The organism is Roseibium algicola, assembly GCF_001999245.1.
GTDB classification, from domain to species: Bacteria; Pseudomonadota; Alphaproteobacteria; order Rhizobiales; family Stappiaceae; genus Roseibium; species Roseibium algicola.
Window position 1 is genome coordinate 5,594,898 of record NZ_CP019630.1, and the last position, 24,508, is coordinate 5,619,405.

Consider the following 24,508-nt stretch of genomic DNA (forward strand, 5'->3'; position numbering starts at 1 on the left):
GCCTAAACCGCTTCGGAGAGGGCCGGACGGGCCAGGAGCGTTCTGGTAGCCGAGGCGACGTCTTCCTGACGCATCAGGCTTTCGCCGATCAAGAACGTTGAAATACCAACCTTGTTCATTCGGGATAGGTCGGCGGGGGTGAACAGGCCGCTTTCGCCGACAATGATTCTGTCGTCCGGAATGCGCGGCGCAAGCTCTTCGCTTGTTTCCAGCTTGGTCTCGAATGTCTTGAGATTGCGGTTGTTGATACCGAGCAGACGAGACGACAGCTTGAGCGCACGCTCCAGCTCATCAGCGTCATGTACCTCGAGCAAGACATCCATTCCGAGTTCGAACGCGGTGTCTTCCAATGCTTTGGCGGTGTCGTCATCAACAGCGGCCAGAATGATCAGGATGCAATCGCCACCCCAGGCTCTGGCTTCATATACCTGGTAAGGATCGTAGAGGAAATCCTTGCGCAGCGCCGGAAGGGCAACAGCGTCACGTGCAGCAGCCAGAAACTCAGGCCTTCCCTGAAAAGAGGGCGTATCGGTTAGGACCGAAAGACAGGCTGCGCCGCCTACTTCGTAAGCCTTAGCCAAGAGAGGTGGATTGAAATCTTCCCGAATGAGCCCTTTCGAAGGGCTGGCCTTCTTGATTTCCGCAATGAGAGCGTACTCACCGTTATCGTGTTTGGCTTCGATCGCCTTGAGAAACCCGCGTGGAGCACTCACGTCTTTGATGCGTGCCTTGAGTTCGTCGATCGAAACGGATGCCTTTGCAGCGATGATTTCCTCGCGCTTGTAGGCTTCGATCTTTTGAAGAATGTCTGCCATGTCTTACCCGTTCGATGCTGCGACAAGCTTTTCCAAGGTGTCGGCTGCGGATCCGCTGTCAATGGATTGCGCCGCCAACTCGACACCATCCTTCAAGGTTTCCACCTTGTCTGCAACCAGCAGGGAGGCAGCCGCATTGAACAGCACCACATCTCGATAGGCGTTCTTTGCTCCGGCGAGGACGTCGCGCAGGGCTTTCGCGTTTTCCGAGGGAAGTCCGCCCTTGAGATCTTTCGGATCGGAAACGGCAAGGCCGACATCTTCGGGTGAAATTTCAAACGAACGGATTGTCCCGTTCTTGAGTTCGGCAATAGCGGTTGGACCGGTTGTGGTTATTTCGTCCATTCCGTCGGACCCGTGAACGACCCAGGCCTTTTCGGACCCTAGCTCGCGAAGAGCTTCCGCAAGCGGCTCCACCCATTTGCGGGCAAATACACCAACCATCTGACGCTTCACGCCTGCGGGATTGGTCAATGGGCCAAGCAGATTGAAGATTGTGCGCGTGCCGAGTTCCATGCGGGTTGGACCCACGTGTTTCATGGCTGCATGGTGCAGCGGGGCGAACATGAAACCGATACCCGCCCTGTTGATGCAATCGGATATCTTCCTGGCATCGATATCGATGTTGACGCCAAGTTCGGCTAGCGCTTCTGCAGCGCCCGACTTGGAAGACAATGACCTGTTGCCGTGTTTGGCAACCGGAACACCGCTGCCGGCTACGACCAGGGCCGTGCACGTGGAAATATTGTAGCTGCCGGAATTGTCGCCACCCGTTCCCACTATATCCATCGCGTTGGCCGGGGCCCTCACGGGGATCATCTTGGACCGCATGGTCGCGACCGCACCCGTGACTTCGGCAATGCTTTCGCCGCGCACACGCAAGGCCATCAGAAACCCGCCAAGCTGCGATGGTGTTGCAGATCCCGACAGGATCACCTCAAAGGCTTCGCGGGCTTCTTCAGGGCTCAAGGCGTGACCGTCTGACACCTTGGCGATGAAGTCCTTGAATGTGCTCATGTCGTCATTCCACTTTCAAACGGATCAATTCCGGTCCAACCCGATCATCTGGGCGATACCGGCATTGTTTATCTCGACCCCTGCCTTGGTTTCCCGGTCGGAGATGAACTGACCGAGCAGCGTGTCCTGAATCTGCTGGGAAAGCTGCTGACCCAGGGCCGCTACTTGCGGTGCGTCGCTCTGGAAGTCCGGTACGTTGGAACCGCTCACTTTAAGCACGATCCGACCGTTGCCATCGTTGGTTTCGGTGACCGCGCTTGTTCCAACGGGGCCGTCGAATACTGCCGAAACAGCTTCGCGGCCGAAATCCCCGGACGGCGTGTTGCGCTTCAGGTCAGTTGCGGATTTCACTTCCAGCCCGGTTTCTGCGGAAAGGGCAATGAACGGCGTGCCGCCTTCTGCCTTGGCCAATAGGTCTGCCGCAGTGTCGCTCAAGCGTTTGCCGAGTTCATCCTGCTTCCAGGCGGCAATGACGTCTTCGCGAACTTCGTCGAGGGTGCGTTCGCGCGACGGAATAACCTTTGCGACGTCATACCAGAGGAACCCTTGCTCACCGAGCTGAAGGACATCGTTTTCGATGCCGATGTCACTGTCGAACGCACCTGCTACAAGTCCCTCAGCATCAGGCAAGGTTACGGGTTTACCGTCTTCACCGTTTCCGGATGCATCAAAAGCTGACGGAGTTTCTACAGTCAGGGAGAAACGCTCGCCGATTTCGTCCAGCGGAGCACCGCCGGCCCGGGCATCCTCGACTTCGTTAAGCAGATCCAGAATTTCCCGTTCCGCCTGTTCCTTTGCGAGGCTCTGGACGATCTCGTCCTTCACGTCTTCGAAGGGTTTGGTGCTTTCCGGAAGGATTTCTTCGACATTCAGAATGACGGTCGAGAACCTGCCTTCCACCGTACCGCTTGTGGCGCCTTCTTCCAGGCTGAAAGCGGCGTCGCCGATAGCTTCATCGAGAAAATCGGCCTTTGCCATGACGCCAAGGGCAACGTCGTTGTTGGCAAGGTTCCGGTCAGTCATGAGTTCGTCAAAGGTCTTGCCGTTCGCGATTTCTTCGGCAGCTTCTTCCGCAGCCTGTTGAGACGGGAAGGACATTTGACGGATCTTGCGGCGTTCGGGCTGGAAGAAATCTTCCGACCGGCGCTCAAACTCAGCGCGGGCGTCTTCGTCGGAAATGTCATCCGGACGAGAGAGAGACGTCGGCGTGAGTGAGACGTATTTGATTTCACGGAACTCGGGTGCGCGGAAATTGTCCTTGTTCTCTTCGAAGTAGGTTGTCAGGACACCTTCGGCCGGATCCTCGATGTCTCCGATGAATTCCGGTGTGACGACCAGGTAATCAACGCTTCGCGTTTCGCCCTGATAGGCGTCAAGAACTTCCAGATAGGCAATCGGCGCCTTCATGCTGCCGGCGAGGCCTTCTGCAAGCTGCGCACGCTCTGCAACCTTGCGGCGTTCGACGACATATTCGTCTTCCCGGTATCCGTTTGCCTGCAGAACCTGCTGTAGTCGGTTCTTGTCGTACCTGCCGCCAAGGCCCTGAAATGCAGGGTCACTCTGGATAATGGTCGCCAGGCGTTCGTCCGAAACACCGAGTTTCATGTTTTGAGCGGTGTTGTTCATGGCCGCTTCGGCCACAAGCTTGCCCAGCGTTTGCTGCGGAACACCGAGGCTCGCACCTTCTGCCGGCGTCAGCGGCCGGCCGAACTGTTGAGCCAGCCGTCCGAGGTCTTGCCTGTAGGCCCGGTCAAAATCGAACAGGGAGACTTCCGTGTCGCCGACCTTGGCGGCGGTGTTCTGGCCGACACCGGTCAAGAAACCGCTAATGCCCCACACGGCGAAGCTAAAGATCAACAGAGCAATAAACAGTTTGGCAACCCAGGTGCCAGCGCCCTTGCGCAGCGCGTCAAGCATGACGACTCCCGTATTCTTCTTCGTTCCGGCAGCCGGCGTCACCGGCTGAATTCAGGACCGGCCTTGGCCGGAGCGGGCGGATCATAAAGACGCCGCGCCGCCGCCGCAAGGCGGCCTTTTACAAACTTCGGAAGCGATTTGGGTTTTCCCGTCCTCAGGGTGATTGCAACGCGTGTGCGCTTCTGCTCTATAGGCGGCAAATCAAGGATCATGCCGCGGGAGAAACTGAACATGAGCGCAGCGATCAAGCCGCTGGTTGCCGGTAACTGGAAAATGAACGGTCTGAAGGCAAGCCAGGCTGAAGTCTACAAGATGATCGCCGGCATCAGTGACGATCTGGCGGATTCGGTCGATGCGATGATTTGTGCGCCTGCAACGCTGATCGCAGCAATTGCGGAAAAGGCTGGCAGTGGCGCTCTGTCTGTAGGTGGTCAGGATTGCCATACCGCTGTATCTGGTGCTCACACCGGCGATATTTCTGCTGAAATGCTTGCAGATGCCGGCGCAAAGGCCGTCATCGTCGGTCATTCCGAACGCCGGACGGATCACGCTGAAAGCGATGTTGATGTCAATGAAAAGGCTCGGGCAGCCTGGAGAGCCGGTCTTGTGGCGATTGTGTGTGTCGGCGAGACAGAAGCCGAGCGCAAGGCAGGCCAGGCACTTGCTATTGTCGACCGCCAATTGAACGGATCGGTTCCGGATGGGGCGACTGCCGAAAACTGCGTGATTGCCTACGAGCCGGTCTGGGCGATCGGTACAGGTCTGACACCCACCGCAGGTGATGTTGAGGAAATGCACAAGGCAATGCGGGACAATCTTTCCGCAAGGTTCGGCGGGGAAGGAGCTTCCATGCGCCTTCTTTACGGCGGGTCTGTGAAACCGGGCAATGCGCGTGAACTGATGTCTGTTGCCAATGTCGACGGCGCCCTTGTTGGCGGCGCCAGTCTCAAGGCTGAAGATTTCCTCGGCATACTTGCTGCTTATTCCTGAAGACACCGAATATATTGTGCCCGGCCTTGAAGCTTCTGTGTCGAAGGCGCAATTGAAGGGTGGAAAGCTGGCGGCGTCTGGTGTAGAAGGCCGCCAATCTTGAATTCAATGAAGAATGGCGTTCGATGGAAACCGTAGTCATCGTAATCCACTTGATGGTCGTCCTGGCCCTGGTGCTTGTTGTCCTCCTGCAGCGTTCCGAAGGCGGCGCGCTTGGCATTGGCGGCGGAGGCGGTGGTCTGATGTCCAGTCGTGGGACTGCGAATATCCTGACGCGTGCAACTGCCGTTCTGGCGGTCGCTTTCTTCGCTACTTCGCTGACGCTCAGCCTTATTGCAAAGAATCAGGACCGGCCCGGTTCGATTCTTGATGCTGTTCCGGCAGCAACCCAGGAAGCGCCTGCCACGACGGACGGCACGACCGAAGGCGGTTCAGGCGGTGTTCTCGATTCGTTGAAACAGCTGAACCAACAGCAACCTTCCGGACCTCAGGTCCCGGCCGCCCAGTAAGGCGGCCGAACGGGTCTTCTGGCCCATTCACCCGACATATGCCCTGCGGCTTAACTCGCAGGGCATTTTTATGTGTTGAGAACGCAACTCCCGAGTGGCCAAGGCGCCCTCGGCAAGGATATGGTATTGGTCCATGGCGCGATATATTTTCATCACTGGCGGCGTGGTCTCCTCGCTTGGAAAAGGTCTTGCTTCTGCAGCACTGGGCGCATTGCTCCAGGCTCGCGGTTACAAGGTCCGTCTCCGCAAACTCGATCCCTACCTGAACGTCGATCCGGGCACCATGAGCCCGTATCAGCATGGCGAATGCTTTGTGACCGACGATGGTGCGGAAACAGACCTCGATCTCGGCCACTACGAACGGTTCACCGGCCGTCCTGCGAACCAGCAGGACAACATCACCACCGGGCGGATCTATCAGGACATCATCGCCAAGGAACGGCGCGGCGATTATCTGGGCGGAACCGTCCAGGTCATTCCGCACGTGACTGATGCGATCAAGAACTTCGTTCTGACCGGCAACGAGGACTACGATTTTGTTCTCGTCGAGATCGGCGGAACTGTGGGCGATATTGAAGGCCTGCCGTTCTTCGAGGCGATCCGCCAGCTTGGCAACGATCTTCCGCGAGGCGATGTCGTCTATGTGCATCTGACCCTGATGCCCTACATCCCGAGCGCCGGTGAAATGAAGACCAAACCGACGCAGCACTCCGTAAAGGAACTGCGGTCCATCGGTATTCAGCCGGATATCCTGATGATCCGTTGTGATCGCCCGATCCCGGAAACGGAAAAACGGAAGCTGTCGCTATTCTGTAACGTGCGCGAGAGCGCGGTCATTCCGGCCTACGACGTCAAGTCGATCTACGACGTGCCGGTCGCCTACCACAAGGAAGGGCTGGACGACGAAGTTCTGGCTGCATTCGGCATCAAGGGGGCACCTGCACCGGTGCTCGATCGCTGGAACGGCATTTCCGAGGCGGTTGCCAATCCGGAAGGCGAGGTCAAGATCGCGATTGTCGGCAAGTACACCGTTCTGAAAGATGCCTACAAGTCGCTGATCGAAGCATTGGTCCATGGCGGTATCGCCAACCGGGTCAAGGTAAACCTTGAATGGATCGAATCGGAGACCTTCGAGAAAGAGGACCCGAGCCCTTATCTGGAAGGTGTTCACGGAATTCTGGTTCCCGGTGGTTTTGGGGAACGGGGTGCCGAGGGCAAGATTGCTGCGGCACACTTCGCCCGGACCCGCAAGATCCCGTATTTCGGAATTTGTTTCGGCATGCAGATGGCGGTTCTGGAAGCGGCACGCAATCTCGCCGGGATCGCCGAAGCCAATTCCACCGAGTTTGGCCCGGCGAAGGAACCTGTTGTCGGCCTGATGACCGAGTGGACGAAGGGCAACCGCAAGGAAGTGCGCGACGCCGAAGGCGATCTGGGCGGTACAATGCGCCTTGGAGCCTATCCTGCTGCGCTCAAGACCGGTTCCAAGATTGCTGAAATTTATGGAACGACCAGCATTTCGGAGCGTCATCGCCACCGGTATGAAGTCAACATCGGCTACCGCGATGAACTCGAGAAATGCGGTCTGATTTTCGCCGGGACATCGCCAGACGGTGTTTTGCCGGAAACGGTCGAAATCGCGGATCATCCCTGGTTCGTCGGTGTTCAGTACCATCCGGAACTGAAGTCCCGTCCTTTCGATCCGCATCCGCTGTTTGCATCCTTCATAAGCGCAGCGATCCATCAGGGCCGTCTGGTCTGATCGGCCAAGGCGGGAAGGGGACAAGATAATGGTGCGCGGGCTCGATCACGTCGTTGTAGCGGTGAGGGATCTGGAGGCCGCGGGCCAGGTGTGGGCGGACCTTGGTTTCACGGTTACTCCTGAAAATCGCCATTCCTGGGGAACGGCCAACCGTTTGGTTCAGCTCGACGGTTTTTTCGTCGAGCTGTTGAGCGTTGCCGATCGGGATCTCATTTTCGAGGCTTCTGAAGAGGTTTTCTCGTTCGGGGCTTTCAACCGAGATTTTCTGTCCCGGCACGAAGGGGCCAGCATGCTGGTGCTGGACAGTTCCGATCCTGCGAAGGACAGGGACGATTTCAGCAAGGCAGGACTGAAACTCTACGAGCCGTTTTCCTTCGAGCGCACCGCCAATCTGGCGGATGGCGGCAAGGTGCAAGTTGCCTTCGACCTGACATTTGTCAGTGATGCACTTGCACAGGAGATCGGCTATTTCACCTGCAGGAATCGATTTCCCGAAAATTTCTGGAAAGAAGCCTTTCAGGATCATGCCAACGGCGCGTCAACGATAAAGACAGTCTATCTCGTTGCCGGCGATCCCTCGGATCATCACGAGTTTCTGGGTGGGTTCACGGGCCAACGCGAAATGCGCGCCACCAGTCTGGGTCTGGAGCTCAAGACTGCTCGTGGAACAATCTCCGTGTTAACGCCATCTGCGTATGCGTCACTGGTCGGCACTGATGCAGCTGCGCAAATTACCGGCTCCCTGCCGCAGATTGTTGCTCTGGAAATCGGCTGCAAAGGCTTGGATGAGCGCAAGATAGTGCCGGCAGGCCAGCTCAACGGGCTCACGCTGATCCTGTCGCCAGTTGTTTCGTAAATGAAATTCATTCTTTGTGAGAAGGCTTAGCCGGGAGACGTGTTCCTCCCACGGCTCTCTGGCTGGATTTGCTGCACTTTATCGCATTCAGAAAATTTGCCGACGCACAAACCATTATGTGTGTTTCGTGATTGTCGTGTCGGGCAATGTATACGTGACTTTGAAAACGTTAAGGAATTTTTCCCGCCAAGACCACACGGCAAGGGCACTATTCACTTGTTGAATCAACCAGTCCTTTTATAGTGAACCCCAAATTATGCGCCTTGACCTGATGGTCGGACTGCGGAGTTCCCGAATGACTTTTTTGCCTTTTGCCTCTTTCCCTCGCAATTTTGCACTCGTTGCTGCAACCTCGGCTCTGTTGGCCGCGTGCTCTGACGACTCGCAAAAGGCCGCTCCGGCAGCGCCGCCACCATCGGTGACCGTTGCGAAGATTGCGTCCCAGGATATTCGCCAAAGCGCACGTTTTGTCGGGCAGGTCGCTGCAATCGACCAGGTCGATCTCATGGCTCGCGTCAAAGGTTTCCTGGAAGAGAAAGCTGTGCCGGATGGCTCCGTCGTCAAGAAAAACGACCTGTTGTTCACGATTGAAAAAGCGCAGTATCAGGCCGCACTGACAAAGGCCAAGGCGGATCTTGCAAGCGCAAAGGCAGACGCTGCACTGAAGGCTGCTGACGAGAAGCGTGACAGGGACCTCCGAGACAAGGGGCATCTCTCCGAGGCTGCTTACGAAGCGACCTTGGCGCAAAAGCAACAGGCGGAAGCCTCTGTGGAGGCAGCGCAATCGTCTCTGCAGGAGGCGGAACTCAACCTCAGCTACACCGACATTTCGGCACCTTTCGACGGCCAGCTCGGCAAGACCACCTACAGCGTTGGCGAGGTCGTCGGACCCACGACGAATTCACTGGCCAGCTTGATCAGCCTTGCTCCTGTCTACGTCAATTTTTCCGTCAGCGAGGCGCAGTATCTCAACGCGGTCAAGACACACGGGATAAACCCTGCCGATATCCAGCCGGATGAGTCTCCAGACCTGAAACTGGTTCTGCCAAACGGGCAGGACTATAATGAAAAGGGCAAAATCGTCTTCATCGACAATCAGGTCGATACGGCGACAGGCACCATCTCCTTCCGCGGACAATTCGACAACAAGGACATCCGCCTGATTTCCGGAACCTATGTGACGGTGGTTCTCGAAGCGCCGAAAACGGAAACGGCGCTGGTTGTGCCGCAGGCTGCCATTCAAAGGGACCAGGAAGGTGCGTTTGCACTGGCAATCACGTCGGACAAGAAGGTCGAACAGCGCTATGTGACTCTGGGTCAGCAGGAAGGCACGGATTTCGTCGTCTCAAAAGGCCTGAAGGAAGGTGACGAGGTCATCATCGAAGGGTTGCAGAAAGTGCGCCCCGGCGTTGTGGTGAACCCGGTACTTGCTTCCAAGCCGGCGGAGAAAAGCTAAATGTTTTCACGCTTTTTTATCTACCGGCCGAAATTCGCGCTGGTCATTTCCATTGTTATCACTATTGCCGGTGTGCTTGGGTATCTGTCGCTTCCGGTTGAACAGTTTCCGAATATCACCCCGCCGGTCGTAAACGTTACGGCGACCTATACCGGCGCCAATGCCGAAGTGCTGGAAGAAACTGTTGCCGCCCCAATCGAAGGGCAGGTCAACGGCGTCGATGACATGATCTACATGCAGTCGACCAGTAACGACAGCGGCAACTATTCGCTCAACGTTACCTTCGCTGTCGGAACAGACCCGGACATTGCCACGGTCAACACGCAGAACCGGGTCAGTCAGGCCAACAGCCAGCTGCCAAGCGATGTGACCAATAACGGTGTGACAGTGCAAAAAGCCAGCACGAACATGTTGCTGGTCATTACACTGTTTTCGCCGAACGGCAGTTACGATCCGGTCTTCCTGTCAAACTATGCCTCGATCAACCTGAAGGATGCACTTGCCCGTGTGCCTGGGGTTGGTCTGGCAGACGTCATGACCGACTTTTCCTACGGCATGCGTATCTGGCTTGATCCGGACAGGTTGACCAGCCTGGGCATGACACCGACGGATTTCATCACCGCCGTACGTGACCAGAACATTCAGGTGGCTGCCGGTCAGATCGGCGCACCTCCGGTTCCGGATGGACAGCAGTTCCAGTACACGATCAAGGCAAAGGGCCGTCTGGCCTCACCGGAAGAATTTGAGCAGATCGTTCTGCGAACTGGTGCAGACGGCGCAGTCGTAACGATTGGCGATGTTGCCCGCGTCGAACTCGGCGCGCAGGTTTACAACGCCTCCGGCGAATACAATGGCAAGCCTTCCACGGTTCTGGCAATCTATCAGGCACCAGGTGCAAACGCGCTTCAGGTATCGGAAAACGTGCTGGCTCGCCTGGATGAACTGGCCAAGAATTTTCCGCCGGACATGCAGTACGGCGTTCCCTTCAACACTACGGATTTCGTTCAGGCTTCTCTCAACGACGTCATCACCACGCTTTTCCTGACCTTCCTTCTGGTGGTCTCGGTGGTGTTCATCTTCCTCGGGAACTGGCGAGCGACAATCATTCCAACTGTTGCCATTCCAGTGTCGCTTATCGGCACGTTTGCCGTGCTGCTGGCACTTGGCATGACGCTCAACACGATTTCGCTGTTCGCACTGGTGCTGGCCATTGGTATCGTTGTGGATGATGCCATCGTCGTCGTGGAAAACGTGGAACGCATCATTGCCGATGAAGGCTTGTCGCCGAAAGAAGCCACGACGAAAGCGATGGAACAGATCACCAGTCCGGTGATTGCCACGACGCTGGTGCTGCTGGCGGTTTTCGTTCCGACAATCTTCATGCCAGGCATTACCGGCCGTCTCTATTCCCAGTTCGCTGTCACCATCTCGGTCTCTGTGTTGATTTCCTCAATCAACGCGCTGACGCTGTCTCCGGCTCTCTGTGGTCTGATCCTGAAAGCCCGTTCTGGCCCGCCGCGCGGCATCATGGGGCTGTTCGACCGTGGCATCACATCGGTACGCAACGGATATACCGGTATTATTCGCCGCCTTGTTCGCTTCGCCGTGATAGGGCTTGCCGTTGTTGCCGGGGCGGTCGCCTTGATCGTGACACTCGGCGGATCACTGCCTCAGGGCTTTCTGCCTTCGGAAGACCAGGGCTACCTGATGGTCGACGTTCAGCTTCCCGATGGAGCGTCGTTGCAACGGACGGAGAACGTGACCAAGCAGGTGGTTGACCTGACCTCCAAAACGCCGGGTGTGGAAGACGTCGTCATTGTCAACGGCTACTCAATCCTCAACGGCGCAACGTCCTCGAATGCGGCGCTGGTGATTGCGACCATGAAGAACTGGGAAGACCGTCAGGCTCCCGACCTTCGTATTGATGCGATCCTTGCAAAGTTCTGGGCGGAATTTTCGACTATTCCCGGTGCGAATATCATTGCCTTCAACCCCCCGCCGATTCCGGGCCTTGGCACGACCGGCGGTGTTCAGGTGATGCTGCAACAAACCGGTGGAGGTTCGCCGCAGGATTTGTCATCGGCACTTGGCTCGATGATTTATTCTGCCAACCAGAGTGCCGAAGTTGGGCGCGCCTACTCGACTTTCCGGGCCAATGTGCCTCAGGTCTTTATCGATCTTGATCGTGAAAAGGCCAAAACGCTCGGCATCAATGTGTCGGATGTGTTCACGACACTGCAGGCTTATCTGGGCTCGTACTATATCAACGACTTCAACATCTTCGGCCGGGTCTACAAGGTGATGATCCAGGCGGAAGGCAAGTTCCGCGATCGGGTGGAGGATATCGGTGCACTTTATGTGCGGTCGAGCGACGGCACCATGGTGCCCATGCGCAGCATTCTGACGACACAGAATGTCCTCGGTCCGCAGATTCTGACCCGCTACAACATGTTCCGTGCTGCTGCCGTGATGGCTGATCCGGCACCTGGAGCCTCAACAGGTGTGGTCATCAACGAAGTCAATGCCGCGGGGGCTGAAGCCCTTCCGGATGGGTATTCTCTCGAGTGGACAGGTACAGCGCTGCAGCAGCTCGGATCGGGGCAGATCGTTCTTTTCATCCTGCTTTTGTCAATCTTGTTCACGTATCTCTTCCTTGTCGCTCAGTATGAGAGCTGGACGATGCCGATTGCGATTTTGATGTCGGTGTCCTTTGCAATCCTCGGGGCGCTTGTTGCGGTCTTTGCGACTGGGGGGGATGTCAACCTCTACACACAGATCGGCATGATCATGCTTGTCGGGATGGGCGCCAAGAATGCCATCCTCATCGTGGAGTTTGCGATGGAGCAGAGGGCCGATGGCAAGTCGATCAAGGATGCAGCAGTAGAAGCGGCTCATCTTCGGTTCAGGGCGGTCATGATGACGGCCTTGTCGTTCTTGCTGGGTGTCGTGCCATTGATGACCGCATCAAGTGCTGGTGCGGCCAGTCAGAAGGCCATTGGCTTCGCGGTGTTCGGTGGCATGCTGTTTGCGACCTGCATCGGCATTCTCATGATCCCGATTCTTTATGTGAACATGCAGACCATGCGTGAAACCGTCAAAAGCTGGTTTGGCGGAAAAGGAAAAACCCAGACGGAACAGGAGCCTGTTGCGTCCTGACGTGAGAAAATTTTCAATACGCAAACGATTTTGCGTTGTTTGAATCTTACTTAAGGTTAGTTTGGCCGGGCGATCCAGATGGGTTGTCCGGCTTTGCTTTTAGGTCAAATGCCAGCAAGTTCTCAGGTCTCGGGATCGCGAACTTGGATAGTGAAAATACAGATCTCGTCCACCGTGCGACGCGCAAGCGGTGGATACTACAAGCTTAAAATTTTTAAGGCTAAGGTTTTGGAAATATTGGTGAGCCGACAGGGGTTCGAACCCTGGACCTACTGATTAAAAGTCAGTTGCTCTACCAGCTGAGCTATCGGCTCTCACCAATTTCCGAAGCGGTTCAGTGCGTTGTTGCAGCGGCACCGCGTTGGTGGCGTGTGTTTAGGCCGACCTTGAGGACAATGCAAGAGGCAAAATCGATTTTTTCAACAGGGTAGGAAAAAACAGCGTTGTTCAGTGGTCACTGTTGAAAACACACAACCAAATTCGGGAAATGGTGAATTCTCGCACATGTTATTAGCAACAACGGTCCATCGATTGATAGTATTATCAAGTACAGTAGATTTTACTCTTTTTAACTCTAGTTGCTAATTTGCGCTTCTAAGAAAATAACGATCATTCTCCTGCGAAAACTGTCAGGTAGCGCAATAAAGCTATGTGAGGTAACGTTATCAGGCACATGAGAGGTTACATGCACACAACGACAATCGACACCCACACGAGCTCCGTCGAGTTCGATTTCGTGAAAGGGCACATCGCTGCGACGATGACGCTGATTCACGGATTGATCGACCAGGGCTTGATCGACCGGGAACGGCTCGACCTGTTTTTCGCGTCGTTTATCGGAGACCTACCGCATAGCCGGGAAACGCTCGGCTTGCGTCTCATCCTTGACCAGTGGCGGCAGGGCCTTCGCGACGGTGATGCTGAAGAAGAGCTAAAGGGGAAGCTCTTTGAGGTAATCCGGGGAGGGCGAAACAACTGACGCTGTCTGGAGTATGGCCGGTCCAAGGGGTTGGGGACCGTGGCATATTCTCGTCCGTAGCATTTGTTCAATCGAAATTTGTTCTGACCAGAAATTTTTTCAAACTGTTTGCGCTATCGGTCCGGTCATGGGCTCGGTAACTTGTGATTGAACCGATCGTCCCGAACTGGTGTTCACGCGTCGCCTTTGCTATCCCTTCGACATTGCGTAATCTTGCGGGTGCCTCGGCAGCCAGATCTGCAGGAGTCGCACTGCAGCGCCCGATTCTGGGTTGTTGCAGACGGTGTGTAGCCGAGTTGTTGAAGGATACCGCCATATTTGTCGGCGGCAGAAGGGCGGAACATTTGGCAAAGTCTCTGGAGACCCTCGTAGCGACGCAGTGCTTTACGCGCCAGTTGTCCGGTTCCAATACCGCATGCAGCCGTCTTACCGCACTTCTGGGCGCGGGATTGCTGGTTATGAGCGGTGCAATCGCTGGCGTGCGTGCGGATGAACAGCATTTCATCACGATTGGCACCGGCGGCGTTACCGGCGTCTACTATCCGTCCGGCGGGGCGACTTGCAAGATCGTCAACATGACACGCGCCGACCACGGCGTTCGTTGCTCAGTCGAAACCACGCTGGGGTCAATTGCCAATATCGAAAAGATTCGTTCCGGTGAAATCGATTTTGGTTATGTGCAGTCCGACTGGCAGCATCACGCTTTTCTCGGGACCTCTGCCTTTGAAGAGGTCGGGCCGTTTGACGAGCTACGCTCCATCTTTTCACTTCATGCCGAAGTCGCAACGATCGTCGTTCGAGACGAATCTTCTTATCGGGTCTTCGATGATTTGAAAGAGGCAAAGATAAATATCGGCAGCAAGGGATCGGGGTCCGCTGCTTCCTGGAACGCACTGATCAGCGGCCTTGGCTGGACGCAGAGTGATCAGGAAGATCTAGAAGAGCTCAAGACATCGGAGCTGTCTGAAGCGCTTTGTTCAGGCAGAATTGATGCCTATTTCGAATTGATAGGCCATCCGGCTGCGTTGATCGAGGAAACTCAGGCTCGTTGCGATATTCGACTGATTGGTATCGATGGCAAGGCGGTTGACGAGCTTTTGACAGAAGTTCCCTACTACATGCCAGCCGACATCCCTGCGGGCCTTTATGGTCTTTCGCAGCCAGTGGATTCCTTCGGCGTTGTCGCGACCTTCGTAACGTCTGCGCGCATGCCGGAACCGATCGTGACAACACTCGTAGAAGCGGTTTTCGAAAATTTCGACAGCTTCAAGCGTCTGCATCCCGCACTTGGCCGCCTGACCGAAAATGACCTGGTTGCCTACGGCATGCCGGCGCCGCTACATCCTGGCGCATTGACCTATTTCCAGGAAAAAGGCCTAGTGCCCGCAACCGCACCGGCCAAGGCAAACTGACCGGTGTTCACAGCTCTCCAAATGGTGAGCACCTTGTGTCTTTGGTCAAAGCGGGGAAGCGGCTAATAAGGTCGCTCCGAGCCTCGCCGGATTGCCGGTGGGCTGCCTGAACAACCGGAATGTCGAATGATCCAGGAAGTCACCATCATAGGCGCCGCGCTTGCCGGTGTCCTATCTTTTGTCTCGCCTTGCGTCCTGCCGTTGGTGCCACCTTACCTCGGGTTCCTTGCGGGCGTTTCGTTGGAGCAACTATCAGGTGAAGCAGAAGACAGCACGGCTGCATCGCGTCGGGTGTTTCTGAGTGCCCTGTTCTTTGTGCTTGGTTTTTCAACCGTGTTCGTTTTGCTGGGGGCGACGGCCAGTTTTCTTGGCCAGTTCATTCGCGCCTATCTCGATTACCTGAGCTATATCGCCGGCGCCGCGATCATCGTTATGGGCCTGCATTTCCTTGGCGTGTTCCGCATAGGCCTGCTTTACAAGGAAGCGCGTGTTCACGTGGAGAAAAAGCCTGCGGGTCCGCTTGGCGCCTATGTCATCGGCCTTGCCTTCGGCTTTGGCTGGACACCTTGTGTCGGCCCAATACTAGCTGCCATTCTGTTTGTCGCTGGCGGAAAAGAAACGGTGGGGCAGGGAGCCTTGCTCTTGAGCGCCTATGCACTCGGCCTCGGTATCCCGTTCCTGATTGCCGCGCTTTTCGCTTCGCCGTTTCTCAAGTTCATGCGGCGGTTCCGCAAGCACATGGGTGTCGTCGAAAAGACCATGGGCGGCGTTCTCGTATTGACCGGGGTCATGTTCTTGACCGGGCAGATGGCGGTCTTGTCTTATTGGCTCCTGGAAACGTTCCCCGCGCTGCAGACCATCGGGTAAACGCAGCGCCAAGGTTCTTCGTCTTGGCGCATTGCATCAACCGACTGAAATCTAACGAGATTAGGTTGCTTTAAAACGCCGTGTCGCGAAATTCCGCCGCAGTTACGAGCGGGTCACCCGCGAACAGGGCCGGGTGACAGAGCTCAGTCACATCCAACAGGTGAAGACACGCAACAGCAGCGTCCGCCGCATTGGCAAACGGTCCGACCATCAAGGCAATACCGCCTTGAGGCGTATTTCGTTCCATCAGGAGCGGGCGAAGGTCACGCATGCGTTCCGCATTTTGATTCTTGAAATCGGCCCAGGCTTTTGCTGCTGCAGCAGTTGAGCTGTAGTGACCGATAATCGCCCCGAAATCGCTTCGCTTCAGTTTGCTGTCACCGCCACCGCGAAGCCGTCCGGCGGGACTGGAAGGCGTGATAACCGCAGGTCGACTTGTCGTCTGGGTAGGTGTTGCGTCGAACGGCTCCGGCGAGGGCGGTGTAGAAGGCGTATTGTCTTCAACAGCCAAGGGTATTGAACCTGTCGCTTGGGGTTCGCCACCTGGTGTGGGTAGATCTACCCTTGGCAGGTCGACTATCCGGACCGGTTCGGCAGGATTGAAACTTCGGGTAGGCGCGTCGAGTGAAGCGGTTCCGGAATCGATGCTGACCATCCGGGGGGGCGCCTTGGGAACATCAAGGGCCGGCGTTGAAACCTGATTCTTGGTGTCCACCCGATCTGGTGCCGCAGAAGTCGTCTGGTTCAGCTTTGAAGCATCGCGTTTTGCTTTTGGCGACGCTACGGGGACGGGAAGTGGTTTTTTCCGGTTTTTCCGTCACCTCGGTGCGGACGATGCCCGGGCTCGGTTCCACTGGTTCGCCGCTGTCTCTGCTAGTATTGTCCGTTTCAGAGAGCCTGGAAAAAGCAGCTTCCTTCTCCAGTGCAGCGATACGGCGCGAATACGCAAGATTTTGTTCGGCAAGTGCGCTAAGGCGTCGACGCAACCCGACGATTTCTTTTTGCAGCACCGCGATCTGGCTCTGGTCGAGGCCGGGAAGGGGGGCGTGATCGCTATCTTCCGGCAACTGCATGACTTCTACTGGAACCCCTATGCCGGAAGGTGACGTGATGGAGGCAGTTGAACCCACGCTTCCGACTGGGGGCAGAGTTATTCCCGTCGGGAAATCGAACTTCGGTGTGAACTGGCCGTGGGCGTTGCTGAACTGATAGGAAGCAAGGCCGACAGTTCCCATGCAAACGGCCGCAAATGCCCAGGAAAGCAGGCCGACACGCGAAGGCGTGAACGTATCCCGGACAACGTCCCGAACAGATTTTTGTGCCTTCCGTTTTGCCAAAAGTCCTGCTTTCCGAGCCTGAAACCGAATCTCAAAGAAGATACCTCATCAGGTGTGCATTATGGTTAATGAAAAGCAAACCGAAGCACTCAGGAAGTCAGATCTTTCAATGTTCTGTGGATCGGGGCATATAGAGGCCGACTTGTGTGGGTGACGCCCGAAAAATTGACAGTGGACCTTTGATGACTTCCCGTTCTTGCCTTTCGATTGTTCTGGCCGCCGGACTCGGCACCCGGATGAAATCCAACCTGCCAAAGGTGATGCATGAGATCGGCGGACTGCCGTTGGTCGGGCATGTGGTAAAGGCCCTGAAACAGGCTGGCTCTGACCGAATTTCCGTCGTAACCGGCCCAGATATGCCCGAGCTTGAAAAGCTGGTTCAAAACCTTGCGCCGGAAGCACATTGTCATGTCCAGCACGAGAGGCTGGGTACGGCTCACGCAGCGCTTGCCGCCCGTTCTGCGCTGGCCTCGCCTTCAGACGATGTCCTGATCCTGTTCGGCGACACTCCACTGGTAACGGCAGACACGATCGGCAAAGTTCGACGGGCCTTGTCGGATGGCGCAGATCTGGCCGTGCTTGGGTTCGAAACCCAACAACCATTCGGCTATGGCCGGTTGCTGACCGATAACGGGCAACTGGTTGCCATTCGGGAAGAAAAGGACGCCTCGGACGCAGAACGGAGGATCACGTTCTGCAACTCCGGCATCATGGGTTTCTCGGGGCTGCATGCACTTTCTTTGTTGGATGCGATTGGCAATGCCAATGCCAAAAGCGAATTTTACCTGACGGACGCGGTTGAAATCGCCAACAGCAGGGGCTTGAAGGTTGTTGCGGTTTCGGGTTCGGAAGTCGAAACGCAAGGCATCAATACACGTGCCCAGCTGGCTGCCTGTGAAGAGGATTTTCAGGTTCGTATGCGTAATTTCGCTTTGGAAAACGGCTGCACATTGCTTGCGCCGCACACGGTGTATTTCTCGCATGATACCGTTCTGGAATCTGATGTGGTCGTAGAGCAGAATGTCGTCTTCGCCCCGGGGGTAAGGGTCGCAAGCGGAGCAAGGATCCGCGCCTTCAGTCACCTTGAAGGGGCATCCGTTGGCAGGAACAGCGCTGTTGGCCCCTATGCCCGTCTGCGGCCCGGCGCGGTTCTGGGGGCCGACACCCGTGTCGGCAACTTTGTCGAAGTCAAAAACACGACCTTCGAAGACGGTGCCAAGGCCAATCATCTCAGCTACATCGGCGACGCCAGTGTCGGTTCGAAGTCGAACATTGGTGCTGGCACGATTACCTGCAATTACGACGGCTACCTGAAACACCGGACAGAGATTGGAGCGGGCAGTTTTGTCGGTTCCAATTCCACGCTGGTGGCACCGGTCAGCCTTGGCAGTGGGTCTTTTGTCGCTGCCGGAAGCGTGATCACCGATGATGTGGACCAGGATTCCATGGCATTTGGCCGCGCTCGGCAGATCGTCAAGGAAGGCAAGGCAAAACAGCTGCGGGAGCGGCTGAAGGCTGCCAAGGAAACCAAATCCTGACTTTCATACAATTCTCGACCCTTGTCATTTAATGAAACAGGGATTGATTTCTGGTTGGCAGGCGCTGTCGTCTAAAGCAGTGCGGTCCGTTGGATCCATTTTTAAAGGGCTTTTGCATGTGTGGCATTGTTGGCGTGTTGGGAACGGTTGATGCGGCGCCGCGGATCGTGGATTCGCTGAAGCGGCTGGAATACCGGGGCTATGATTCTGCTGGCGTTGCCACATTGGTGGATGGTGCCATCGTGCGCCGCAGGGCCGAAGGCAAGCTGCGCAATCTTGAAGCTGTTCTCGAAAAGTCGCCCCTGACAGGCATCTCCGGGATCGGTCACACACGGTGGGCAACACACGGCGCACCAACTGTTGCCAATGCCCACCCGCACCAGGCCGGCTCGGTTGCCGTCGTTCATAATGGTATCATCGAAAACTATCTGGAACTGCGAGAGGAAATCGTCTCTGCCGGCGCCGTGCTGGATACCGAAACCGACACAGAAGTTGTGGCCCATCTGGTCAACCTGGCGATGGCCAAGGGACTTTCTCCTCGCGATGCTGTTGCACAGGTTCTGCCGCGCCTGAAGGGTGCTTTTGCATTGGCGATGCTGTTTTCCGGTGAGGAAGATCTTCTTATCGGTGCCCGCAAAGGATCGCCGCTTGCTGTCGGGCATGGAGACGGGGAAATGTTCTTCGGGTCCGATGCTATCGCCCTGTCGCCATTTACCGACCGGATTACCTATCTTGATGAGGGCGATTGGGCCGTCATCACAAGGGCAGGTGTTGAGATCTTCGATCAGGCGAACCAGCCTGTCACGCGTCCGGAAGCAAAGTCATCTGTCACCTCCAGTCTTATGGACAAGGGCAACTACAAGCACTTCATGGCAAAGGAAATCCACGAGCAGCCGGAAGTGCTGGGCCATACGCTGTCACGCTATTTCGATTACACGACCAAGCGAGCCAGTGTGGAAGGGGCTGACCAACTCAAATTCAAGGACCTGTCGCGCCTGATCATCACGGCCTGCGGGACAGCGTATCTTGCCGGTCTGGTGTCCAAATACTGGTTCGAGAAATACGCCCGCCTTCCAGTAGAGATCGATATCGCCAGCGAGTTTCGCTATCGCGAAACACCGGTCAGCGACAAGGACACGGCGCTGGTGATTTCCCAGTCTGGCGAAACTGCAGACACGCTCGCCTCATTGCGCTACTGCAAGACGAATGGTGCAACGATCGGTGCGATCGTCAATGTGCCGGAAAGCACGATAGCCCGGGAAGCCGACAGGGTTTTCCAGACCATTGCCGGACCTGAAATCGGCGTTGCCTCGACAAAGGCCTTCACGTGTCAGCTTGCGGTGCTCGCCGGTCTTGCCCTGCAGGCCGGACGGGAGCGCGGCGTGCTGACGCCGGAGCGGGAGCAGGAGCTTGTCGCGGAATTGATCGAAGTGCCGAGCCTCGCTCTCAAGGCCCTGGCCCGTGAAAGCGATATCGAGAAACTGGCGCATCCGCTCTCCAAGGCAAGCAATGCCCTTTACCTCGGCCGGGCAACCAATTTCCCGCTTGCTCTGGAAGGCGCGCTGAAGCTCAAGGAGCTCTCCTACATCCACGCAGAAGGCTACGCTGCCGGGGAACTCAAGCACGGTCCTATAGCTCTCATCGATGAAAACATGCCGGTTTTCGTGATCGCGCCCTTTGACGCGATTTACGAGAAAACCGTTTCCAACATGCAGGAAGTGGCTGCGCGCGGCGGACGGATCGTGCTCATCACAGATGAGCGCGGTGCGTCGGAGTGTGGCAATGCGGCCGAAAATACCGTCATTCTGCCGGACATGTCGGATATCGTTGCGCCGATCATCTACGCGTTGCCTGTTCAGCTCATTGCTTACCACACGGCTGTCTTCATGGGCACCGATGTCGATCAGCCGAGGAACCTGGCCAAATCCGTGACGGTTGAATAGTCCATGGACAGCACAAGCACGCAAGATCGGGTATTGCCCTTCGAGGAGCGGTACAGGGCTGACGTCATTGCGCTCTGGGAGAAATGTGGCCTGACGCGACCCTGGAATGATCCGGACAAGGACATCGACCGCAAGCAGACCGACGAAAACGGAGCCTTCTTCGTGCTTCTGCGCGGGGACAGGCTTATCGGGTCCGTCATGGCCGGGTATGACGGCCACCGCGGGTCGATCAACTATCTTTCAGTCGATCCCGAATGCCAGACGGTCGGCCTTGGGAAAATGCTGATGAGCCGCTGCGAGGCATTCCTGGTTGCGCAGGGCTGCCCGAAGATCAACCTTATGGTACGTCAGGACAACGACAAGGTTCTGCGGTTTTACGAACAACTCGGATATGCGGAGGAAAGCGCTGTTTCCCTTGGAAAACGGCTTATTCCAGACATTTAGCCCGTCGACCTATGACGGATCCTTGCAACCGTCGGGAGGGGTGTTGCCCGGGCCCGATGGACGAGACAGGACGTAGGCTGCGCAGCCGATCATGAACAGTCCGACACCTATGGCAAGCCACAGGTCAGGATGGGCTGAAAGATAGAAGACGCAATATCCGAAGGTCATTCCGGAAATGGCGAAGATCTTTGCCTTCGGCGGGATCGCACCATGTTCGCGCCATGCAATCACTGGCGGCCCGAAGATAGGGTGGTTGAGGATGCGCGCCTCAAGTGCGGGAGAGGATCTGGCAAAACAGGCAGCAGCAAGGATGAAGAAGATCGTGCTCGGCAGAATGGGAAGGAACGCACCGACAATCCCGAGGCCGACACATCCGGTTCCCAGAAGTTTGAACGTGGTCCGCCGCAACACTGCCTCCAAATCCGGCATAATTTGAATACATCGCTGAAAAATAAATCAAGCGAAGGATACCGCACTGCGATAAAGATGCTTATCTAATTGCGGGTCAGTTGAAAAGACGAGCACACACAGGGAAGTTTCGGGTTTAACCCATGAGCCGACACAAACATAAAGCAGAAGACGCGCACAAGATAGGCCATCGGCCGGGTGCGGCAACACGTCTTCGCAACTACTTCCTGACAGGGCTGGTCATCGCCGGCCCGATCGGCATTACCCTGTGGTTGACCTGGACCTTCATCAAATGGGTGGATGGCTGGGTCAAGCCGTTTGTACCCAAGATCTACAATCCGGACACCTACCTGCCGTTTCCGATACCCGGTTTCGGGCTCATTGTTGCAGTGTTTGTCCTCACGGTCGTCGGCTTTCTTGCAGCAAACTTCCTTGGGCGCAGTCTTATCTCGGTTGGCGAAAAAATCGTCGGTCGGATGCCGCTCGTTCGTAACATTTACAGTGGCTTGAAGCAGATTTTTGAGACAGTGCTTGATCAGCGCGGAAGCAGTTTCACCACAGCGGCGCTGATCGAATATCCACGCAGGGGTCTATGGGCGATTGTGTTCATCTCCACCGACACCAAGGGCGAAGTGGAGCGCCGGCTCAAGGACAAGGCCGATACACTTTCCGTATTCCTGCCGACGACGCCGAACCCGACATCGGGTTTTTTGCTGTTTGTTCCGAAGGAAGATGTGATCGAACTGGACATGAGTGTCGAAGATGCCGCAAAGCTCGTGATCTCGGCTGGTCTGGTCAATCCGAAATATCCGGAAATTCTCGCAGACGATATTGTCGATCCGGCGCAGCTGGAGCGGGTGAGAAGCTCTGAAGACGCCTGAGTGCGTTAAGCCATGTAATCCACTATTCGCTTTGCCCTACGTCGTCAGGCGTCCTTGGCGACTTACGCGCGATTGGCTCAGTTGGCTGCTGCTGTTCGATCGTGTCAGCCGGCCCTGAGGAGCCTGATCGCGGCATCGCGGCCGAACAGATACAAAAGACAGCGCAGAGCCTCGCCGCGTTTGGTTTTCAGATCCGGATCCAGTTCAAGGATAAGTCTCGCGTCGTCGCGTGCAACTTCCATCAGATCGGCGTGTTCGTCGGCGCGTGCGATACGAAAACCTGGCGTGCCGGATTGTCGGGTGCCGAGAATTTCGCCACCGCCGCGAAGCTTCAGATCTTCTTCCGCGATCAGGAATCCATCATTGGTCTGGCGCATGATGTTGAGGCGCGCGCCAGCCGTTTCTCCAAGCGGTCCCTTGTAAAGAAGGACGCAGGACGAAGGCTTGTCACCGCGTCCGACACGGCCTCGCAGCTGGTGCAATTGCGCGAGGCCAAAGCGTTCGGCGTGTTCGATCACGATTATGGTGGCATCGGGCACATCGACGCCGACTTCAATAACGGTTGTTGCCACCAGCACCTTGGTTGCGCCGGACTTGAAGTCTGCCATGGCGGCATCCTTTTCGTCGGCGTTCATGCGGCCGTGGACCAGTGAGACGCGTTGCCGAAGAGCATGTTCCATAACCCGGTGACGCTCCTCAACAGCGGCCAGGTCGATCTTTTCGGATTCTTCCACCAGTGGACATACCCAATAAACCTTCTGTCCGTCGGCGACCGCTGCACCAACCCGGCCAATGATCTCGTCCAGGCGGTCCAGGGACACTGATACAGTGGTGATGGGCTTGCGGCCCGCGGGCTTGTCCGTCAGGCGAGACACGTCCATGTCGCCAAAGCCGGTCAGCACAAGCGTTCTCGGGATAGGGGTGGCGGTCATGACCAGAACATCGACGCCGTTGCCCTTGGCCGAGAGGGCGAGCCGTTGATGCACACCGAAGCGATGCTGCTCGTCTACGACGACCATGGCCAGATTGCGAAAGGTCACGGTTCCCTGGAAAAGAGCGTGGGTGCCGACTACGAGGTCGATCTCACCTGCGTCCAACTGCTCCTGTCGAAGGCGACGTTCCTTCTGGCTGTCCTTTCCGGTCATCAGGGCAAGGCGAATGCCTGCCTTTTCGCACAATGGCAACATCGACGCGTAGTGCTGGCGGGCGAGAATTTCCGTCGGGGCCATCAAGGCCCCTTGCGCACCGGTTTCTATCACCTGTGCCAGGGCGGCAAGCGCAACAACGGTCTTGCCGGCGCCGACATCGCCTTGCAGAAGTCGCAACATGCGTACTGGTTTGGCGAGGTCTTCATTTATTTCTTCGATCGCTTTTGCCTGACTGCCGGTCAATTGAAACGGCAGTGACGCTATCACCGCTTTTTGCAGTTCCCCTTTGGGGCTTCGCGATATTCCGCCAAGCGTACGCATGTGTGCCCGCACCATGGCAAGAGCCAACTGGCTGGCGAGCAGCTCGTCATAGGCGAGCCGCTGCATGAAGGGGGAGGCGGGGTCGATGTCGTTGCGTTCATGCGGTGCATGCAAGGTCTTCAAGGCTTCTGCGAAGTCCGGCCAGCCAGTCTGGTGAAGATGGGCGTCATTCAGCCATTCCGGGAGGTGAGGCACACGGTCGACAGCCGCCCGCACAGCCTTTTGCAGGGTTTTGGAGCTCAAACCGGCGGTTAACGGATAGACCGGTTCGATCGCCGGCATTTCTTCCGCTTCCTCAGGTTTCAGCGAATAGTCCGGGTGCACCATCTGAGGGCGCTCGTTGAACCATTCGACCTTGCCTGACACGATCCTTCGTTCGCCTTCGGGAAAAGTTTTCTCCAGCCAGTCACGGCGCGGGTGAAAGAAGACAAAGGTGATCTGGCCTGTCTCGTCGTAGGCGTTGATCCGGTAAGGTGCTTTCGAATGCCGGGGGGGCGCCATGTGCCGGCCGATGGTGACATCCAGTGTGACGATGTCGCCATTTTCCGAATAGGCGATGCCCGGGCGGTGCCGGCGGTCTATAAGACTATGAGGTATATGAAAAAGCAGATCAGCAACGGTCGCGTCACGGTCCGGCTGGCTGCCGACGAGGCCGGACACCAGCTTTTCAATCTTTGGTCCGATTCCAGGCAAAGTCGAAACCGGGGCAAACAGGGGATCGAGGACCGGCGGGCGCATGTTCGGCGTGTAAA

The 24,508-nt window shown here is 56.5% G+C and carries 20 protein-coding genes and 1 tRNA gene; 13 read left to right on the top strand and 8 right to left on the bottom strand.

The window, feature by feature from the left end; all coding sequences use genetic code 11:
• Positions 1-2: 2 nt before the first annotated feature.
• Genes trpC through B0E33_RS25985 form a run of 3 tightly spaced genes read right to left on the bottom strand, consistent with a single transcriptional unit; the run spans position 3 to position 3,749 of the window.
• Positions 3-815 (bottom strand): indole-3-glycerol phosphate synthase TrpC, encoded by an 813-nt coding sequence (trpC, locus tag B0E33_RS25975; RefSeq protein WP_077292805.1) that lies wholly within the window; start codon positions 813-815, stop codon positions 3-5.
• 3 nt (positions 816-818) lie between these two features.
• Positions 819-1,832: an anthranilate phosphoribosyltransferase gene (gene trpD / locus B0E33_RS25980; protein ID WP_022998546.1), complete on the bottom strand. Its 1,014-nt coding sequence runs from the start codon at positions 1,830-1,832 to the stop codon at positions 819-821.
• A gap of 24 nt (positions 1,833-1,856) precedes the next feature.
• A complete protein-coding gene (locus tag B0E33_RS25985; RefSeq protein WP_077292806.1) occupies positions 1,857-3,749 on the bottom strand; it encodes a peptidylprolyl isomerase in 1,893 nt (630 codons plus the stop codon).
• Between the two features lie 231 nt (positions 3,750-3,980).
• On the opposite strand from B0E33_RS25985, the gene tpiA reads away from it, so the two are divergent.
• From tpiA to B0E33_RS26020, 6 genes are all read left to right on the top strand, one after another.
• Positions 3,981-4,739 carry a triose-phosphate isomerase gene (gene tpiA, locus B0E33_RS25995; RefSeq protein ID WP_055656557.1) on the top strand — a complete coding sequence of 253 codons (759 nt, stop codon included), beginning with the start codon at positions 3,981-3,983 and terminating at the stop codon, positions 4,737-4,739.
• A 125-nt stretch (positions 4,740-4,864) separates the two neighbouring features.
• Positions 4,865-5,248, top strand: a complete 384-nt coding sequence (secG, locus tag B0E33_RS26000; protein WP_077292808.1) for a preprotein translocase subunit SecG — start codon at positions 4,865-4,867, stop codon at positions 5,246-5,248.
• Between the two features lie 133 nt (positions 5,249-5,381).
• Positions 5,382-7,010, top strand: coding sequence for a CTP synthase (gene pyrG, locus B0E33_RS26005; RefSeq protein ID WP_022998550.1), 1,629 nt, complete (start codon positions 5,382-5,384; stop codon positions 7,008-7,010).
• 28 nt (positions 7,011-7,038) lie between these two features.
• Positions 7,039-7,866, top strand: coding sequence for a VOC family protein (locus B0E33_RS26010; protein WP_077292809.1), 828 nt, complete (start codon positions 7,039-7,041; stop codon positions 7,864-7,866).
• A 295-nt stretch (positions 7,867-8,161) separates the two neighbouring features.
• The gene (locus B0E33_RS26015; RefSeq protein ID WP_208984171.1) at positions 8,162-9,322 is read left to right on the top strand and encodes an efflux RND transporter periplasmic adaptor subunit; all 1,161 of its coding nucleotides are present in this window, start codon (positions 8,162-8,164) and stop codon (positions 9,320-9,322) included.
• Positions 9,323-12,478 (top strand): efflux RND transporter permease subunit, encoded by a 3,156-nt coding sequence (locus tag B0E33_RS26020; RefSeq protein WP_077292810.1) that lies wholly within the window; start codon positions 9,323-9,325, stop codon positions 12,476-12,478. It begins immediately after the preceding gene.
• A gap of 238 nt (positions 12,479-12,716) precedes the next feature.
• Here the strand turns inward: B0E33_RS26020 and B0E33_RS26025 are convergent.
• Positions 12,717-12,792 (bottom strand) — tRNA-Lys (locus tag B0E33_RS26025).
• A 371-nt stretch (positions 12,793-13,163) separates the two neighbouring features.
• Here B0E33_RS26025 and B0E33_RS26030 point away from each other — a divergent pair.
• From B0E33_RS26030 to B0E33_RS26040, 3 genes are all read left to right on the top strand, one after another.
• Positions 13,164-13,457 carry a hypothetical protein gene (locus tag B0E33_RS26030; protein WP_031268452.1) on the top strand — a complete coding sequence of 98 codons (294 nt, stop codon included), beginning with the start codon at positions 13,164-13,166 and terminating at the stop codon, positions 13,455-13,457.
• Positions 13,458-13,852: 395 nt separating this feature from the next.
• Positions 13,853-14,869, top strand: a complete 1,017-nt coding sequence (locus B0E33_RS26035) for a TAXI family TRAP transporter solute-binding subunit (protein ID WP_035909458.1) — start codon at positions 13,853-13,855, stop codon at positions 14,867-14,869.
• 126 nt (positions 14,870-14,995) lie between these two features.
• Positions 14,996-15,736, top strand: a complete 741-nt coding sequence (locus B0E33_RS26040) for a cytochrome c biogenesis CcdA family protein (protein ID WP_022998556.1) — start codon at positions 14,996-14,998, stop codon at positions 15,734-15,736.
• A 70-nt stretch (positions 15,737-15,806) separates the two neighbouring features.
• Here the strand turns inward: B0E33_RS26040 and B0E33_RS26045 are convergent, their stop codons facing one another.
• Positions 15,807-16,247 (bottom strand): hypothetical protein, encoded by a 441-nt coding sequence (locus B0E33_RS26045; RefSeq protein ID WP_077292811.1) that lies wholly within the window; start codon positions 16,245-16,247, stop codon positions 15,807-15,809.
• Between the two features lie 166 nt (positions 16,248-16,413).
• Positions 16,414-17,073: a hypothetical protein gene (locus B0E33_RS26050; RefSeq protein WP_077292812.1), complete on the bottom strand. Its 660-nt coding sequence runs from the start codon at positions 17,071-17,073 to the stop codon at positions 16,414-16,416.
• Positions 17,074-17,255: 182 nt separating this feature from the next.
• On the opposite strand from B0E33_RS26050, the gene glmU reads away from it, so the two are divergent.
• The 3 genes from glmU (at position 17,256) to B0E33_RS26065 (ending at position 20,998) form a co-directional block, all read left to right on the top strand.
• On the top strand, positions 17,256-18,611 hold the full coding sequence (gene glmU / locus B0E33_RS26055) for a bifunctional UDP-N-acetylglucosamine diphosphorylase/glucosamine-1-phosphate N-acetyltransferase GlmU (RefSeq protein ID WP_077292813.1): 1,356 nt from the start codon (positions 17,256-17,258) through the stop codon (positions 18,609-18,611).
• Between the two features lie 116 nt (positions 18,612-18,727).
• Positions 18,728-20,554, top strand: a complete 1,827-nt coding sequence (gene glmS, locus B0E33_RS26060) for a glutamine--fructose-6-phosphate transaminase (isomerizing) (RefSeq protein ID WP_077292814.1) — start codon at positions 18,728-18,730, stop codon at positions 20,552-20,554.
• 3 nt (positions 20,555-20,557) lie between these two features.
• Complete coding sequence (locus B0E33_RS26065) at positions 20,558-20,998, top strand: GNAT family acetyltransferase (RefSeq protein WP_077292815.1); 441 nt, start codon at positions 20,558-20,560, stop codon at positions 20,996-20,998.
• A 9-nt stretch (positions 20,999-21,007) separates the two neighbouring features.
• On the opposite strand, the gene B0E33_RS26070 is transcribed toward B0E33_RS26065, so the two are convergent.
• Complete coding sequence (locus B0E33_RS26070) at positions 21,008-21,427, bottom strand: YbaN family protein (RefSeq protein ID WP_062488708.1); 420 nt, start codon at positions 21,425-21,427, stop codon at positions 21,008-21,010.
• A gap of 122 nt (positions 21,428-21,549) precedes the next feature.
• Between B0E33_RS26070 and B0E33_RS26075 the strand changes: the two genes are divergently transcribed.
• The gene (locus tag B0E33_RS26075; protein ID WP_055654395.1) at positions 21,550-22,287 is read left to right on the top strand and encodes a DUF502 domain-containing protein; all 738 of its coding nucleotides are present in this window, start codon (positions 21,550-21,552) and stop codon (positions 22,285-22,287) included.
• A 104-nt stretch (positions 22,288-22,391) separates the two neighbouring features.
• Here the strand turns inward: B0E33_RS26075 and recG are convergent, their stop codons facing one another.
• Positions 22,392-24,494 carry an ATP-dependent DNA helicase RecG gene (recG, locus tag B0E33_RS26080; protein ID WP_077293693.1) on the bottom strand — a complete coding sequence of 701 codons (2,103 nt, stop codon included), beginning with the start codon at positions 24,492-24,494 and terminating at the stop codon, positions 22,392-22,394.
• Positions 24,495-24,508: the final 14 nt, after the last annotated feature.